At 63.0% G+C, this 15,074-nt stretch carries 12 protein-coding genes; 10 read left to right on the top strand and 2 right to left on the bottom strand.

The window, feature by feature from the left end:
- Positions 1-102: 102 nt before the first annotated feature.
- Positions 103-1,383, bottom strand: coding sequence for a citrate synthase (gene gltA / locus ACZ5R1_RS15905; RefSeq protein ID WP_027596956.1), 1,281 nt, complete (start codon positions 1,381-1,383; stop codon positions 103-105).
- Positions 1,384-1,730: 347 nt separating this feature from the next.
- On the opposite strand from gltA, the gene sdhC reads away from it, so the two are divergent.
- From sdhC to brnQ, 10 genes are all read left to right on the top strand, one after another.
- Complete coding sequence (gene sdhC / locus ACZ5R1_RS15900; RefSeq protein WP_026083585.1) at positions 1,731-2,117, top strand: succinate dehydrogenase, cytochrome b556 subunit; 387 nt, start codon at positions 1,731-1,733, stop codon at positions 2,115-2,117.
- The gene (gene sdhD / locus ACZ5R1_RS15895) at positions 2,111-2,479 is read left to right on the top strand and encodes a succinate dehydrogenase, hydrophobic membrane anchor protein (protein WP_027596955.1); all 369 of its coding nucleotides are present in this window, start codon (positions 2,111-2,113) and stop codon (positions 2,477-2,479) included. Before sdhC ends, sdhD begins: the two co-directional genes overlap by 7 nt.
- A gap of 3 nt (positions 2,480-2,482) precedes the next feature.
- Positions 2,483-4,255, top strand: a complete 1,773-nt coding sequence (sdhA, locus tag ACZ5R1_RS15890) for a succinate dehydrogenase flavoprotein subunit (protein WP_027602679.1) — start codon at positions 2,483-2,485, stop codon at positions 4,253-4,255.
- Between the two features lie 11 nt (positions 4,256-4,266).
- The gene (locus tag ACZ5R1_RS15885; RefSeq protein WP_007159253.1) at positions 4,267-4,971 is read left to right on the top strand and encodes a succinate dehydrogenase iron-sulfur subunit; all 705 of its coding nucleotides are present in this window, start codon (positions 4,267-4,269) and stop codon (positions 4,969-4,971) included.
- Positions 4,972-5,156: 185 nt separating this feature from the next.
- Positions 5,157-7,988, top strand: a complete 2,832-nt coding sequence (locus ACZ5R1_RS15880; RefSeq protein WP_027596953.1) for a 2-oxoglutarate dehydrogenase E1 component — start codon at positions 5,157-5,159, stop codon at positions 7,986-7,988.
- Positions 7,989-8,030: 42 nt separating this feature from the next.
- Positions 8,031-9,251: a 2-oxoglutarate dehydrogenase complex dihydrolipoyllysine-residue succinyltransferase gene (gene odhB, locus ACZ5R1_RS15875; protein WP_464712535.1), complete on the top strand. Its 1,221-nt coding sequence runs from the start codon at positions 8,031-8,033 to the stop codon at positions 9,249-9,251.
- Positions 9,252-9,331: 80 nt separating this feature from the next.
- Entirely contained in the window at positions 9,332-10,768 is a 1,437-nt protein-coding gene (lpdA, locus tag ACZ5R1_RS15870; RefSeq protein WP_007159250.1) for a dihydrolipoyl dehydrogenase, read from the top strand.
- A gap of 185 nt (positions 10,769-10,953) precedes the next feature.
- Complete coding sequence (gene sucC / locus ACZ5R1_RS15865; RefSeq protein WP_007159249.1) at positions 10,954-12,120, top strand: ADP-forming succinate--CoA ligase subunit beta; 1,167 nt, start codon at positions 10,954-10,956, stop codon at positions 12,118-12,120.
- On the top strand, positions 12,120-13,007 hold the full coding sequence (sucD, locus tag ACZ5R1_RS15860; RefSeq protein ID WP_027596951.1) for a succinate--CoA ligase subunit alpha: 888 nt from the start codon (positions 12,120-12,122) through the stop codon (positions 13,005-13,007). Before sucC ends, sucD begins: the two co-directional genes overlap by 1 nt.
- Positions 13,008-13,212: 205 nt before the next feature.
- The gene (gene brnQ / locus ACZ5R1_RS15855; RefSeq protein ID WP_027596950.1) at positions 13,213-14,556 is read left to right on the top strand and encodes a branched-chain amino acid transport system II carrier protein; all 1,344 of its coding nucleotides are present in this window, start codon (positions 13,213-13,215) and stop codon (positions 14,554-14,556) included.
- 55 nt (positions 14,557-14,611) lie between these two features.
- Here brnQ and ACZ5R1_RS15850 read toward each other — a convergent pair whose 3' ends face one another.
- The gene (locus ACZ5R1_RS15850; protein WP_027596949.1) at positions 14,612-14,893 is read right to left on the bottom strand and encodes a hypothetical protein; all 282 of its coding nucleotides are present in this window, start codon (positions 14,891-14,893) and stop codon (positions 14,612-14,614) included.
- Between the last annotated feature and the right edge of the window lie 181 nt (positions 14,894-15,074).

Below are 15,074 nucleotides of genomic sequence, written 5' to 3'. Positions count from 1 at the left end.
GTGCGGGCTTTTTCATGCCTGGTGTTTCTTGTGTCCGGCCCTGGTTCAGGTTCTGCGGACACAAAAAACCCCGCCGAGGCGGGGTTCTTCCTGACGGATCGATCAGCCGCGATCGTCCGGGATGTCGCGCTGGGCGACGCCGGTGTACAGCTGACGCGGCCGGCCGATCTTGTAGGGACCGGACAGCATTTCCTGCCAGTGCGAGATCCAGCCGACGGTCCGCGCCATGGCGAAGATCACGGTGAACATGCTGGTCGGAATGCCGATCGCCTTGAGGATGATGCCGGAATAGAAGTCCACGTTCGGATAGAGGTTGCGCTCGACGAAGTAGGGGTCCTTGCGGGCCAGTTCTTCCAGGCGCATGGCCAGTTCCAGTTGCGGATCGTTGATGCCCAGCTCGGCCAGGACTTCGTCGCAGGTCTGCTTCATCACCGTGGCGCGCGGATCGAAGTTCTTGTAGACGCGATGGCCGAAGCCCATCAGCTTGAACGGATCGTTCTTGTCCTTGGCCTTGGCCACGAACTTGTCGATGTTCGCGACATCGCCGATCTCGTCCAGCATCTTCAGTACGGCTTCGTTGGCACCCCCGTGCGCCGGACCCCAGAGGGCGGCGATGCCGGCGGCGATACAGGCGAAGGGGTTGGCACCGGAAGAGCCGGCAAGGCGGACGGTGGAGGTGGAGGCGTTCTGCTCATGGTCGGCATGCAGGATGAAGATGCGATCCATGGCGCGGGCCAGCACCGGGCTGATGGGTTTCTCCTCGCACGGGGTGTTGAACATCATGTGCAGGAAGTTTTCCGAGTATCCCAGGTTATTGCGGGGATACATCATCGGCTGACCCATGGAGTACTTGTGCACCATGGCTGCCAGGGTCGGCATCTTGGCGATCAGGCGCATCGCCGAAATCTCGCGGTGCTGCGGATCGGTGATGTCCAGGGAGTCGTGGTAGAAGGCCGACAGGGCGCCGACTACGCCGCACATGATGGCCATGGGGTGCGCATCGCGACGGAAGCCGTTGAAGAAGTTCTTCAATTGCTCGTGAACCATGGTGTGGTTCTTGATGGTGTCCACGAACTGCGCCTTCTCTTGCGCGTTCGGCAATTCACCCTTGAGCAGCAGGTAACAGGTCTCGAGGTAGTCGGATTTCTCCGCCAATTGCTCGATCGGGTAGCCGCGGTGCAGCAGGATGCCCTTGTCACCATCGATATAGGTGATCTTGGACTCGCACGAGGCGGTGGACATGAAGCCCGGGTCGAAGGTGAACACACCAGTGGAGGTGAGGTTGCGAACATCGATCACGTCCGGGCCAAGGGTGCCGGACATAACGGGCAGGTCAACCGGATCCGCTCCCGAGATGATCAACTGCGCTTTCTTGTCAGCCATTAGGCCTCCTTATTTTGCTTTGAAATCATCAATAAACCCTCCACTCAGGGCCTCGCCCACTATAGAGGGATAAATTTGAAAGTCAATTTACGAAAATATCACCCTAAAGGCTCTTTCTGGGCGGATTGTGCGGCGAAAAGACATTAACACGCAGGCTTCTGAATATCAGCTGGCGACGTCGGAATCGGGCATCCGCGTTTGTCATGAGTAGGCTAACTGTCTATAATTCTCGCCCGACCGTACCGGGTCGGCGAGCTGATGCCGAGCGGTCGAGACGCCTCCGACAGGAAGCGTGTAGCAGATGTGGAATCTCCTATAACTAGCCCGACCGCAATTGGGCCCTCAGTGTGAAAGAAGCCGTGAATAGCAAACGACCTGTAAACCTAGATCTCAGGACCATCAAACTACCTATCACAGCTTATACCTCGATTCTTCACCGTATCTCCGGCGTCATCCTGTTCCTCGGCATCGCAGTCATGCTCTATGGCCTGCACCTGTCGCTGGGTAGCCCGGAAGGCTTCGGCCAAGTGAAAGCTTTTCTGGCCTATCCGCTGGTCAAGCTCGTGATCTGGGGTCTGCTGTCTGCATTGCTCTACCACCTGGTCGCCGGCATTCGGCACCTGATCATGGATGGTGGCGCCGGCGAAACCCTGCAGGGCGGCAAGCTGGGTGCGCAGCTCGTGCTGGTCATTTCCGCAGTTCTGATCATTCTGGCAGGGGTTTGGGTATGGTAACCAACGTCACCAATCTTTCGCGTTCCGGTCTCTATGACTGGATGGCTCAACGGGTTTCGGCAGTCGTCCTCGCGGTCTACTTCCTCTTTATCATCGGCTACCTGATCCTTCACCCAGGGCTCACCTTCGAGCAATGGCACGGCCTGTTCTCCCACACCCTGATGCGCATCTTCAGCCTGCTGGCGCTGGTGTCCATCTGCGTTCATGCCTGGGTTGGTATGTGGACCATCTCCACCGACTACCTGACCACCATGGCGATCGGCAAGGGTGCTACCGCCGTGCGTTTCCTCTTCCAGGCGGTATGCGGGTTCGCGATGTTCGCGTTCTTCGTCTGGGGCGTGCAGATCTTCTGGGGTGTTTGATCTATGTCCACAATTCGTCATATTTCGTTTGATGCCATCATCGTAGGTGGCGGCGGCGCCGGTATGCGCGCTGCGCTGCAACTGGCCCAGTCCGGTCACAAGACCGCGGTGATCACCAAGGTCTTCCCGACCCGTTCCCACACCGTGTCCGCCCAGGGCGGCATCACCTGCGCCATCGCCTCGGCCGACCCGAACGACGACTGGCGCTGGCACATGTACGACACCGTCAAGGGGTCGGACTACATCGGTGACCAGGACGCCATCGAATACATGTGCTCCGTAGGCCCGGAAGCGGTCTTCGAACTCGAGCACATGGGTCTGCCGTTCTCCCGCACCGAGCAGGGCCGCATCTATCAGCGTCCCTTCGGCGGTCAGTCCAAGGACTATGGCAAGGGCGGCCAGGCCGCGCGTACCTGCGCCGCGGCCGACCGTACCGGTCACGCCCTGCTGCACACCCTCTATCAGGGCAACCTGAAGAACAACACGGTATTCCTCAACGAGTGGTACGCCGTGGATCTGGTGAAGAACCAGGACGGCGTCGTGGTAGGCGTCATCGCCATCTGCATCGAGACCGGCGAGACCGTCTACGTCAAGTCCAAGGCCACCGTGCTGGCCACCGGCGGTGCAGGTCGTATCTATGCCTCTACCACCAACGCCCTGATCAATACCGGTGACGGTGTCGGCATGGCGCTGCGCGCCGGCGTGCCGGTGCAGGACATCGAGATGTGGCAGTTCCACCCAACCGGCATCGCCGGCGCCGGGGTACTGGTCACCGAGGGTTGCCGCGGTGAGGGTGGCTACCTGATCAACAAGCACGGCGAACGCTTCATGGAGCGCTATGCGCCCAACGCCAAGGACCTGGCCGGCCGCGACGTGGTCGCCCGTTCCATGGTCAAGGAAGTGCTGGCCGGCAACGGTTGCGGTCCGGACGGCGACCACGTGCTGCTGAAGCTGGACCACCTGGGTGAAGACGTGCTGCACAGCCGTCTGCCCGGCATCTGCGAACTGTCCAAGACCTTCGCCCACGTCGATCCGGTCGTCGCACCGGTGCCCGTGATCCCCACCTGCCACTATATGATGGGCGGCATCGCCACCAACATTCATGGCCAGGCCATTACTCAGGACGCCAACGGCAACGACAAGATCATCGAAGGCCTGTTCGCCGTGGGCGAAGTGGCCTGCGTGTCCGTGCACGGTGCCAACCGTCTGGGTGGCAACTCGCTGCTGGACCTAGTGGTCTTCGGTCGTGCAGCCGGTCTGCACCTGGAGAAGGCGCTCAAGGAAGGCATCGAGCACCGCGGTGCTTCGGAAAGCGACCTGGAAGCCTCGCTGCAGCGCCTGTCCGGCGTCAACGAGCGCACTACCGGTGACGACGTCGCCAGCCTGCGCAAGCAACTGCAGACCTGCATGCAGAACTACTTCGGGGTGTTCCGCACCGGCGAGTACATGCAGAAGGGCATCGCCGAGCTCGCCGACCTGCGCGAGCGCATCGCCAAGGTCAAGATCAACGACAAGAGCCAGGGCTTCAACACCGCCCGTATCGAAGCGCTCGAGTTGCAGAACCTGCTGGAAGTGGCCGAAGCGACCGCCATCGCCGCCGAAAACCGCAAGGAGTCTCGTGGTGCTCACGCCCGTGAAGACTTCGAAGAGCGTGACGACGAGAACTGGCTGTGCCACACCCTCTATTTCCCCGGTGAAAAGCGGGTCAGTAAGCGTGGAGTCAACTTCGCGCCCAAGACCGTACCGATGTTCGAACCCAAGGTTCGGACTTACTAAAGGTGACCACCATGTTGAAAGTCAGCGTTTATCGTTACAACCCGGATCAGGACGGCCTGCCGTCCATGCAGGAGTTCCAGGTCGATACCGGTGGGAAGGACCTCATGGTGCTGGACGTCCTGGCTCTGATCAAAGAGCAGGATGAAGGCTTCTCCTACCGTCGTTCCTGCCGCGAAGGCGTGTGCGGCTCCGACGGCATGAACATCAACGGCAAGAACGGCCTGGCGTGCATCACGCCGCTGTCGGCCGTGGTCAAGAACGACAAGCTGGTCGTGCGTCCGCTGCCCGGCCTGCCGGTCATCCGTGACCTGGTCGTCGACATGAGCATCTTCTACAAGCAGTACGAGAAGGTGAAGCCGTTCCTGCAGAACGAGACCCCGGCCCCGGCCATCGAGCGCCTGCAGAGCCCGGAAGACCGCGAGAAGATCGACGGTCTGTACGAGTGCATCCTCTGCGCCTGCTGCTCGACGTCCTGCCCGTCCTTCTGGTGGAACCCCGACAAGTTCCTCGGCCCCGCTGCGCTGCTGCAGGCCTATCGCTTCCTGGCCGACAGCCGTGACACCAAGACCCAGGAGCGCCTCGCCGCCATGGACGATCCTTTCAGCGTGTTCCGCTGCCGGTCGATCATGAACTGCGTGGCGGTCTGTCCCAAGGGGCTGAACCCGACCAAGGCCATCGGCCATGTGCGGGCGATGCTGCTGCAGAGCGGTACCTGATCCACGTCCCGCCCGGCCTGTTGTGCCGGGCGGGTTCGTTAGCGACCTTGATAGCTTGATTCAACCAATGTCCATTCAGGGATACCCGGAACACGATCCGGGCATTGGCGCAGCCGTAGTGAGGCCAGGTCTCGCGTCGAGACGGGTCATCGGCTGATGCTATCTCTGCCGAAGGGGTGAACTAGATGCACGAAAGTCAGATGCAGCAACTGTGGGACAGCGCTCACCTGTCCGGCAGTAATGCTGCCTATGTGGAAGAGCTCTATGAGCTGTTTCTGCACGATGCCAACGCTGTGCCGGAAGAGTGGCGCACCTACTTCCAGAAACTGCCTGCGGTCACTGGCAATTCGCCGGACGTCGCGCATTCCGCGATCCGCGACCATTTCGTGCTGTTGGGCAAGAACCAGCGGCGAGCTCAACCGGTCTCGGCCGGTACCGTCAGTTCCGAACACGAGAAGAAGCAGGTTGAAGTCCTGCGTCTGATCCAGGCGTTCCGTCTGCAGGGCCATCAGGCTGCCCAGCTCGACCCCCTGGGTCTGTGGAAGCGTCAGCCGCCTGCCGATCTGCTGCTCAACCACTATGGGTTGACCGACGCCGATCTGGATACCACCTTCCGTACCGGTGAATTGTTCATCGGCAAAGAGGAGGCAACTCTCCGCGAAATCAGGGATGCGCTGCAAGAGACATATTGCCGCACGGTTGGTGCGGAGTTCATGCACATCGTCGATTCCGAGGAGCGCCGCTGGTTCCTGCAGCGCCTGGAAAGCGTCCGTGGCCGCCCGCAATATTCGCCGGAAGTTCGCACCCATCTGCTGGAGCGCCTGACCGCCGCCGAGGGCCTGGAAAAGTACCTGGGCACCAAGTACCCGGGCACCAAGCGTTTTGGTCTGGAAGGGGGCGAGAGCCTGATTCCGCTGATCGACGAGATCATCCAGCGTTCCGGTTCCTATGGCGTCAAGGAGCTGGTGATCGGCATGGCCCACCGTGGCCGCCTGAACGTGCTGGTCAACACCCTGGGCAAGAACCCGCGCGATCTGTTCGACGAGTTCGAAGGCAAGAAGCTCGTCGAGCTGGGCTCCGGTGACGTCAAGTACCACCAGGGCTTTTCCTCCAACGTCATGACCCAGGGCGGCGAAGTCCACCTGGCGCTGGCGTTCAACCCCTCGCACCTGGAGATCGTCTCTCCGGTGGTGGAAGGTTCGGTGCGTGCCCGCCAGGATCGCCGCGGCGATCGCACCGGCGACAAGGTCGTACCCGTGGCCATCCACGGCGACGCCGCCTTCGCCGGCCAGGGCGTGGTCATGGAAACCTTCCAGATGTCGCAGACCCGGGCCTACAAGACCGGCGGTACCTTGCACATCGTCATCAACAACCAGGTGGGCTTCACCACCAACCGCCAGGAAGATGCGCGTTCCACCGAGTACGCCACCGACGTCGCCAAGATGATCCAGGCGCCGATCTTCCACGTGAACGGCGACGATCCCGAGGCGGTGCTGTTCGTCACCCAGCTGGCGGTCGACTACCGCATGCAGTTCAAGCGTGACATCGTCATCGACCTGGTCTGCTACCGCCGTCGCGGCCACAACGAGGCCGACGAGCCGAGTGGCACCCAGCCGCTGATGTACCAGCAGATCGCCAAGCAGCGCACCACCCGCGATCTCTATGCGGATGCCCTGACCCAGGCCGGCGTCGTTACCGCCGAGCAGGTCCAGGCGCAGTTCGAAGCCTATCGCGGCGCCCTCGACGAGGGTCGCCACGTGGTGGCCAGCCTGGTCAAGGAACCCAATCGCGACCTGTTCGTCGACTGGAAGCCCTACCTGGGCCATGCCTGGACCGCGCGTCACGACACCGGCTTCGATCTCAAGACCTTGCAGGACCTGGCCAACAAGCTGCTGCAGATTCCGGAAGGGGTCGTGGTCCAGCGTCAGGTTGGCAAGATCCTCGAGGATCGGCAGAAGATGACCGCCGGCGGCCTGCCGCTGAACTGGGGCTTCGCCGAGACCATGGCCTACGCCACCCTGCTGCACGAAGGCCATCCGATCCGCATCACCGGTCAGGACGTCGGTCGTGGCACCTTCTCGCACCGTCACGCGGTGCTGCACAACCAGAAGGACGCCGTTCCCTACGTGCCCCTGCAGCACCTGGCCGAGGATCAGCCGTCGTTCGAGATCTACGATTCCTTCCTTTCCGAGGAAGCGGTACTGGGCTTCGAATACGGCTATGCCACCACCACGCCCAATGCGCTGGTGGTCTGGGAAGCCCAGTTCGGTGACTTCGCCAACGGTGCCCAGGTCGTCATCGACCAGTTCATCACCAGCGGTGAGATCAAGTGGGGTCGTCTCTGCGGCCTGACCATGCTGCTGCCCCATGGCTACGAAGGCCAGGGTCCGGAGCACTCCTCGGCCCGTCTGGAGCGTTACCTGCAGCTGTGCGCCGAGCAGAACATCCAGGTCTGCGTCCCCACCACGCCGGCACAGATCTACCACCTGCTGCGTCGCCAGGTGATCCGCCCGCTGCGCAAGCCGCTGGTGGTGCTCACGCCCAAGTCGCTGCTGCGCCACAAGCTGGCCATTTCGACTCTGGAAGACCTGGCCCATGGCTCCTTCCAGACCGTGATCAACGAACTGGATCAGCTCGATGCCCAGCAGGTGAAGCGCCTGGTGCTGTGTAGCGGCAAGGTCTACTACGACCTGCTGGAAAAGCGCCGCAGCGAGAATCGCCAGGACATCGCCATCGTGCGTCTGGAGCAGCTCTATCCGTTCCCGGAGGACGACCTGGCCGAGGTACTGGCCGGCTATCCGAACCTGGAGCGCGTGGTCTGGTGCCAGGAAGAGCCGATGAACCAGGGCGCCTGGTACTGCAGCCAGCATCACATGCGCCGCGCCGTGTCCGGTTACAAGCAGGGCCTGGGTCTGGAATACGCCGGTCGCGATGCGTCCGCCGCGCCGGCCTGCGGCTATGCCTCCATGCACGCCGAGCAGCAGGAAAAACTGCTGCAAGATGCTTTCTCCGTTTGATTCGCCACGCGACTACTAGAGATCACTAAGGAAATTCATAGAATGGCTATCGAGATCAAAGCCCCTACCTTCCCGGAATCGGTCGCTGACGGCACCGTCGCCACCTGGCACAAGAAGCCCGGCGAAGCGGTCAAGCGTGACGAACTGCTGGTCGACATCGAGACCGACAAGGTCGTGCTGGAAGTCGTGGCACCTGCCGATGGCGTGCTGGCCGAAATCCTAAAGAACGAAGGCGATACCGTGCTGAGCGAAGAAGTCATCGCTCGCGTGGAAGAGGGCGCCGCTGCCGCCGCTGCTCCGGCTGCCCAGCCGGCCGCTGCCAGCGCTCCGGCCGCCGCCCCGGCTGCCGGTGGTGAAGAGGATCCGATCCTGGCCCCCGCCGCGCGCAAGATCGCCGAAGAGAACGGGGTCGACCCGGCTACCCTGGTCGGCACCGGCAAGGGCGGTCGCATCACCAAGGAAGACGCCGTCGCTGCCGTCGAGGCCAAGAAGTCCGGCGCCGCCGCTCCGGCTGCCAAGCCCGCTGCCGCTGCCGCTCCGGTGGTGACCGCCGCTGGCGACCGCACCGAGAAGCGTGTGCCCATGACCCGCCTGCGGGCCAAGGTCGCCGAGCGCCTGGTCGAAGCCCAGTCCAGCATGGCCATGCTGACGACCTTCAACGAGGTCAACATGAAGCCGATCATGGACCTGCGCTCCAAGTACAAGGACATGTTCGAGAAGAAGCACAACGGCGTGCGCCTGGGCTTCATGTCCTTCTTCGTCAAGGCCGCCACCGAGGCGCTCAAGCGTCAGCCGGGTGTCAACGCCTCCATCGACGGCAACGACATCGTCTACCACGGTTATCAGGACATCGGCGTGGCCGTATCCAGCGACCGTGGCCTGGTGGTTCCGGTGCTGCGCAACGCCGAGTTCATGAGCCTGGCGGAAGTGGAAGGCACCATCGCCGACTTCGGCAAGAAGGCCAAGGCCGGCAAGCTGACCATGGAAGACATGCAGGGCGGCACCTTCACCATCTCCAACGGTGGTGTCTTCGGTTCGCTGCTGTCCACCCCCATCGTCAACCCGCCGCAGACCGCGATCCTGGGCATGCACAAGATCCAGGAACGCCCCATGGCGGTGAACGGCCAGGTAGTGATCCTGCCGATGATGTATCTTGCGCTGTCCTACGACCATCGCCTGATCGATGGCAAGGAAGCCGTGACCTTCCTGGTCACCATGAAGGACCTGCTGGAAGACCCGGCTCGTCTGCTGCTGGACATCTGATCCGGCTCTCGCGGTGCGGGGCAGGGGCCGCGCACCGCTTCAAGTTTTCCTGCCTGAAGCTGCTCCAAGGGGATTAGTGTATGAGCGACAAATTCGACGTAGTGGTGATCGGCGCCGGCCCTGGTGGCTACGTGGCCGCCATCCGCGCCGCGCAGCTCGGTCTGAAGACGGCCTGTGTCGAGCGCTACAAGGGCAAGGAAGGCAAGGTCGCCCTGGGCGGCACCTGCCTGAACGTGGGTTGCATTCCCTCCAAGGCGCTGCTGGACAGCTCCTACAAGTACCATGAGGCCCACGAGGGCTTTAAGGTCCACGGCATCGACGCGCCGAACGTCACCATCGACGTGCCCACCATGATCGGCCGCAAGGACCAGATCGTGAAGAACCTCACCGGCGGCGTGGCCACCCTGTTCAAGGCGAACGGCGTGACCCTGCTGGAAGGCAACGGCAAGCTGCTGTCCGGCAAGAAGGTCGAAGTCACCGGTCTGGACGGCAACGTCCAGGTGGTCGAGGCCGAGAACGTCATCCTGGCGTCCGGCTCGCGTCCCATCGACATCCCGCCGGCTCCGGTGGACCAGAAGGTCATCGTCGATTCCACCGGCGCCCTGGAATTCCAGAGCGTGCCCAAGCGTCTGGGCGTGATCGGTGCCGGCGTCATTGGTCTGGAGCTGGGTTCGGTCTGGGCCCGCCTGGGCGCCGAAGTCACCGTGCTGGAAGCCCTGGACAAGTTCCTGGTCGCCGCCGATGAGCAGGTGTCCAAGGAAGCCTACAAGATCCTCTCCAAGCAGGGTCTGAACATCCGCATGGGTGCGCGCGTGACCGGTTCCCAGGTCAACGGCGAAGAAGTCACCGTGCACTACACCGAAGCCGGTGAAGAAAAGCAGATCACCTTCGATCGTCTGATCGTCGCCGTGGGCCGTCGTCCGGTCACCACCGACCTGCTGGCCTCCGACAGCGGCGTGGAAAGCGACGAGCGTGGCTACATCTACGTCGACGACCATTGCGCCACCAGCGTGCCGGGCGTGTTCGCCATCGGTGACTGCGTTCGCGGTCTGATGCTGGCCCACAAGGCCTCGGAAGAGGGCGTGATGGTCGCCGAGCGCATCGCCGGTCACAAGGCCCAGATGAACTACGATCTGGTCCCCTCGGTGATCTACACCCACCCGGAAATCGCGTGGGTCGGCAAGACCGAGCAGGCCCTGAAGGCCGAAGGCGTCGAAGTCAACGTCGGCACCTTCCCCTTCGCGGTCAGCGGTCGTGCCCTGGCGGCCAACGACACCGCCGGCTTCGTCAAGGTCGTGGCCGATGCCAAGACCGATCGCGTCCTGGGCGTCCATGTGGTCGGCCCGAGCGCGGCGGAGCTGGTGCAGCAAGGCGCCATCGCCATGGAATTCGGCACCAGCGCCGAAGACCTGGGCATGATGGTGTTCTCGCACCCGACGCTGTCCGAGGCGCTGCACGAAGCGGCCCTGGCGGTGAACGGTCATGCGATCCACGCAGTGAATCGCAAGAAGCGGTAAGAGATTTACGGAACCACGGGGTCGCCGACCGCCGTGGGGCCCTGAGGGCTCCACCGCAGGAAGGCGCCTCGGACCCTTGCGAGGGCAGGGGTCACAGGTGGCGCGGTGCCCGCGACCGTCCGGAGGACGGCACGGATAACGCACAGCGTCTAATGCGCAATACCCAACGAAGACGGTAGACAAGCATGAATCTCCACGAGTATCAGGGTAAGCAGCTGTTCGCTGAATACGGCCTGCCCGTTTCCAAAGGCTACGCTGTCGACACCCCCCAGGAGGCCTACGAGGCTTGCGGCCGTATCGGCGGCGACGAGTGGGTCGTCAAGGCCCAGGTACATGCCGGTGGCCGTGGCAAGGCCGGTGGCGTGAAGCTGGTCAAGAGCAAGGAAGAAGCCAAGGAATTCGCCGCCAAGTGGCTGGGCCAGCGTCTGGTGACCTACCAGACCGACGCCAACGGTCAGCCGGTCAGCAAGATCCTGGTCGAATCCTGCACCGACATCGACAAGGAGCTCTATCTGGGCGCCGTGGTCGATCGTTCCAGCCGCCGCATCGTGTTCATGGCGTCCACCGAAGGTGGCGTGGACATCGAGAAGGTCGCTCACGACACTCCGGAAAAGATTCTCAAGGCCACCATCGATCCGCTGGTGGGCGCTCAGCCCTACCAGGGTCGCGACCTGGCCTTCCAGCTGGGCCTGAAAGGTGACCAGATCAAGCAGTTCACCCAGATCTTCGTCGGTCTGGCCAAGCTGTTCCAGGACTACGACCTGGCCCTGCTGGAAGTGAACCCGCTGGTGATCAAGAAGGACGGCAACCTGCACTGCCTGGATGCCAAGATCAACATCGACAGCAACGCCATCTACCGTCAGCCCAAGCTGCGCGCCTTCCACGACCCGTCGCAGGACGACGCCCGTGAAGCCCATGCGCAGAAGTGGGAACTGAACTACGTGGCCCTGGAAGGCAGCATCGGCTGCATGGTCAACGGTGCCGGTCTGGCCATGGGTACCATGGACATCGTCAACCTGCACGGCGGCAAGCCGGCCAACTTCCTGGACGTTGGCGGCGGCGCGACCAAAGAGCGCGTGACCGAAGCGTTCAAGATCATCCTGTCCGACAGCAACGTGAAGGCCGTTCTGGTGAACATCTTCGGCGGCATCGTGCGCTGCGACATGATCGCCGAAGGCATCATCGGTGCCGTGAAGGAAGTCGGCGTGAAGGTGCCGGTCGTGGTTCGCCTGGAAGGCAACAACGCCGAACTCGGTGCCAAGGTCCTGGCCGAAAGCGGCCTGAACATCATCGCGGCAACCAGCCTGACCGACGCTGCCCAGCAGGTCGTCAAGGCCGCGGAGGGTAAGTAATGAGCGTCCTGATCAACAAAGACACCAAGGTCATCTGCCAGGGCTTCACCGGTAGCCAGGGTACCTTCCACTCCGAACAGGCCATCGCCTACGGCACCCAGATGGTCGGCGGCGTGACCCCCGGCAAGGGCGGCTCCACCCACCTCGGCCTGCCGGTGTTCAACACCGTCAAGGAAGCCGTGGAAGCCACCGGCGCCGATGCTTCGGTGATCTACGTTCCGGCTCCCTTCTGCAAGGACTCCATCCTGGAAGCGGCCTTCGGCGGCATCAAGCTGATCGTCTGCATCACCGAGGGTATCCCCACCCTCGACATGCTGGATGCCAAGGTGAAGTGCGACGAGCTGGGCGTACGCCTGATCGGCCCGAACTGCCCCGGCGTCATCACCCCCGGCGAGTGCAAGATCGGCATCATGCCCGGTCACATCCACCTGCCGGGCAAGGTCGGTATCGTGTCGCGTTCCGGCACCCTGACCTATGAAGCCGTGAAGCAGACCACCGACGCCGGCTTCGGCCAGTCCACCTGCGTGGGCATCGGCGGCGACCCCATCCCGGGCTCGAACTTCATCGATATCCTGAAGCTGTTCCAGGAAGATCCGCAGACCGAAGCCATCGTGATGATCGGCGAGATCGGCGGTAGCGCTGAAGAAGAGGCCGCGGCCTTCATCAAGGCCAACGTGACCAAGCCGGTGGTGTCCTACATCGCCGGTGTCACCGCACCGCCCGGCAAGCGCATGGGCCACGCCGGCGCCATCATCTCCGGCGGCAAGGGCACTGCGGACGAGAAGTTCGCCGCCCTGCAGGACGCCGGTGTGAAGACCGTGCGTTCCCTGGCCGACATCGGCAAGGCCCTGGCCGAGCTGACCGGTTGGGAAGTCAAGAAGGCCTGAGCCTGACCGACTGCAGAAAAGGCCGCCTTCGGGCGGCCTTTTTCATGGGCGCTGCCATGACGCCTCATCAGCTGCCGGCTGCCTTTTCGCCGGTAATTCGTTAGGATGGCAACCTTCCGCTCCAACGGCCACACCGTGGCCCCACCAAGACCTGCTCCCATGAGGGCGGGCTGCCTCGTTTTCCTCATTGCTGGTACTGCCTTCCATGAAAGCTTTGCAAAGCCGGGATGTCCTGGCCCTTGGATTCATGACGTTCGCGTTGTTCGTCGGCGCGGGCAACATCATCTTTCCCCCGATCGTCGGTCTGCAGGCGGGCGAGCACGTCTGGAGCGCCGCCCTGGGCTTTCTGCTGACCGCGGTCGGCCTGCCGGTGCTGACGCTGATCGCCCTGGCGCGAGTGGGTGGTGGCATGGACGCCCTGAGCAAGCCGCTCGGCCAGACCGCCGCCCGCACCCTGGCCATCGTCTGCTACCTGTCGGTGGGTCCGCTGTTCGCCACGCCGCGCACCGCCACGGTGTCCTTCGAGGTCGGCGTTGCGCCGCTGCTGGGCAATGGTCCGATCCCGCTGTTCCTCTACAGCCTGGCCTACTTCCTGGTGGTGCTGGTGGTCTCGCTCTATCCGGGACGCCTGCTGGACACCGTGGGGCGCTTTCTCGGTCCGCTGAAGATCCTGGCGCTGGCGGTACTGGGCGGTGCGGCGCTGTTCTGGCCGGCGGGCGGACCTGTCACGGCGGCGCCGGACTACGCCTCGCGGGCGCTGTCCCAGGGCTTCGTCAACGGCTACCTGACCATGGATACCCTGGGCGCCCTGGTGTTCGGCATCGTCATCGTCAACGCCATTCGTGCCCGGGGCGTGACCGCGCCGCAGCTGCTGACGCGCTACACCATCATCGCCGGTCTGATCGCCGGCGTCGGGCTGGTGCTGGTCTACCTGAGTCTGTTCCAGCTCGGCGCCGGCAGCGGGGTGCTGGTGCCCCATGCCAGCAATGGCGCCGAGGTGCTGCATGCCTATGTGCAGCATACCTTCGGCAGCGTCGGCAGCGACTTCCTGGCGGTGCTGATCACCCTAGCCTGTCTGGTCACGGCGGTGGGCCTTACCTGCGCCTGCGCGGAGTTCTTCAGCGAATTCCTGCCGTTCAGCTATCGCAGTCTGGTGGTCCTGCTGGCGGCCTTCTCGCTGCTGGTATCCAACCTGGGGCTGACGCAGCTGATCCAGATCTCGGTGCCGATCCTCACCGCCATCTATCCGCCCTGCATCGCCCTGGTGGTGCTGAGCTTCTTTACTGCCCGCTGGGCGGCGCCCGGGCGCATCCTCGGCCCGGTGCTGCTGGTGGCCCTGGCCTTCGGTATCCTCGATGGCCTGCAGGCCGCGCACCTGACGGTGCCCTATCTGAGTGGTGCCGTGCAGTGGCTGCCGCTGGCCGACTCGGGCCTGGGCTGGCTGTTGCCGGCCGTGGTGGTGGGTCTTGCCGCCCTTGTCCTGGAAAGTCTGAGACGTGGCGGGCGCGCGCCCGAGAGTGAAGCCGAGCCGGATCCTTCGCGCTCCTGAATCGGTCGCCCACAAAAAAGCCCGCAGCAGCGGGCTTTTTTCATATCCGATCGGCTTACGGCTTGGGCTGGGTAGCCGGCGCGGTGCCGTTGGTAGTCCCGGTAGCCGGGCTCACCGAGGTGGCTTCGCCTTTGGATTGCTCCTTGGCAGCTTCGTTGGCAGCTTCGTTGCGCTGCTCGGCAGCCTTGTTGCTCTGCTCAGCGGCTTTGTTCAGGTTTTCCTGGGCTTTCTGTTCGGTCTTGGCAGCATCCTGAGCCTTGTTTTCGGAAGGCTTGTCACAGGCGGCGAGGCCGAAGGCGGCAGTGAAGAGCAGGGCGATGGCGAAGGGCTTTTTCATGTGTTTTCTCCTTATGAACTACACGACAGCCGTTCGAGCGCACCGTTAAAAGTTAAGTTCCGCGTCTAGCTCCAGCATCGCGCAAATTCCTACCTGCATCGCGAACCGAGCGCGCCAAGGTTGAAATGTCACCGCGCGCCCCCATCTCCGCGACATCGCCAGGCATCTGGTGCGTACCTAT

The sequence above is a fragment of the Pseudomonas sp. Pso3 genome (assembly GCF_055393275.1).
The sequence above is the reverse complement of the archived record's forward strand: the minus strand, read 5'-3'. Positions and strand labels throughout refer to the sequence as shown.

What these genes read in the sequence shown, in the direction of transcription:
- gltA (WP_027596956.1), bottom strand. Translation starts at nt 1,383, where the DNA reads ATGGCTGACAAGAAAGCGCAGTTGATCATCTCGGGAGCGGATCCGGTT.
- sdhD (WP_027596955.1), top strand. Translation starts at nt 2,111, where the DNA reads ATGGTAACCAACGTCACCAATCTTTCGCGTTCCGGTCTCTATGACTGG.
- sdhA (WP_027602679.1), top strand. Translation starts at nt 2,483, where the DNA reads ATGTCCACAATTCGTCATATTTCGTTTGATGCCATCATCGTAGGTGGC.
- ACZ5R1_RS15885 (WP_007159253.1), top strand. Translation starts at nt 4,267, where the DNA reads ATGTTGAAAGTCAGCGTTTATCGTTACAACCCGGATCAGGACGGCCTG.
- ACZ5R1_RS15880 (WP_027596953.1), top strand. Translation starts at nt 5,157, where the DNA reads ATGCACGAAAGTCAGATGCAGCAACTGTGGGACAGCGCTCACCTGTCC.
- odhB (WP_464712535.1), top strand. Translation starts at nt 8,031, where the DNA reads ATGGCTATCGAGATCAAAGCCCCTACCTTCCCGGAATCGGTCGCTGAC.
- lpdA (WP_007159250.1), top strand. Translation starts at nt 9,332, where the DNA reads ATGAGCGACAAATTCGACGTAGTGGTGATCGGCGCCGGCCCTGGTGGC.
- sucC (WP_007159249.1), top strand. Translation starts at nt 10,954, where the DNA reads ATGAATCTCCACGAGTATCAGGGTAAGCAGCTGTTCGCTGAATACGGC.
- sucD (WP_027596951.1), top strand. Translation starts at nt 12,120, where the DNA reads ATGAGCGTCCTGATCAACAAAGACACCAAGGTCATCTGCCAGGGCTTC.
- brnQ (WP_027596950.1), top strand. Translation starts at nt 13,213, where the DNA reads ATGAAAGCTTTGCAAAGCCGGGATGTCCTGGCCCTTGGATTCATGACG.
- ACZ5R1_RS15850 (WP_027596949.1), bottom strand. Translation starts at nt 14,893, where the DNA reads ATGAAAAAGCCCTTCGCCATCGCCCTGCTCTTCACTGCCGCCTTCGGC.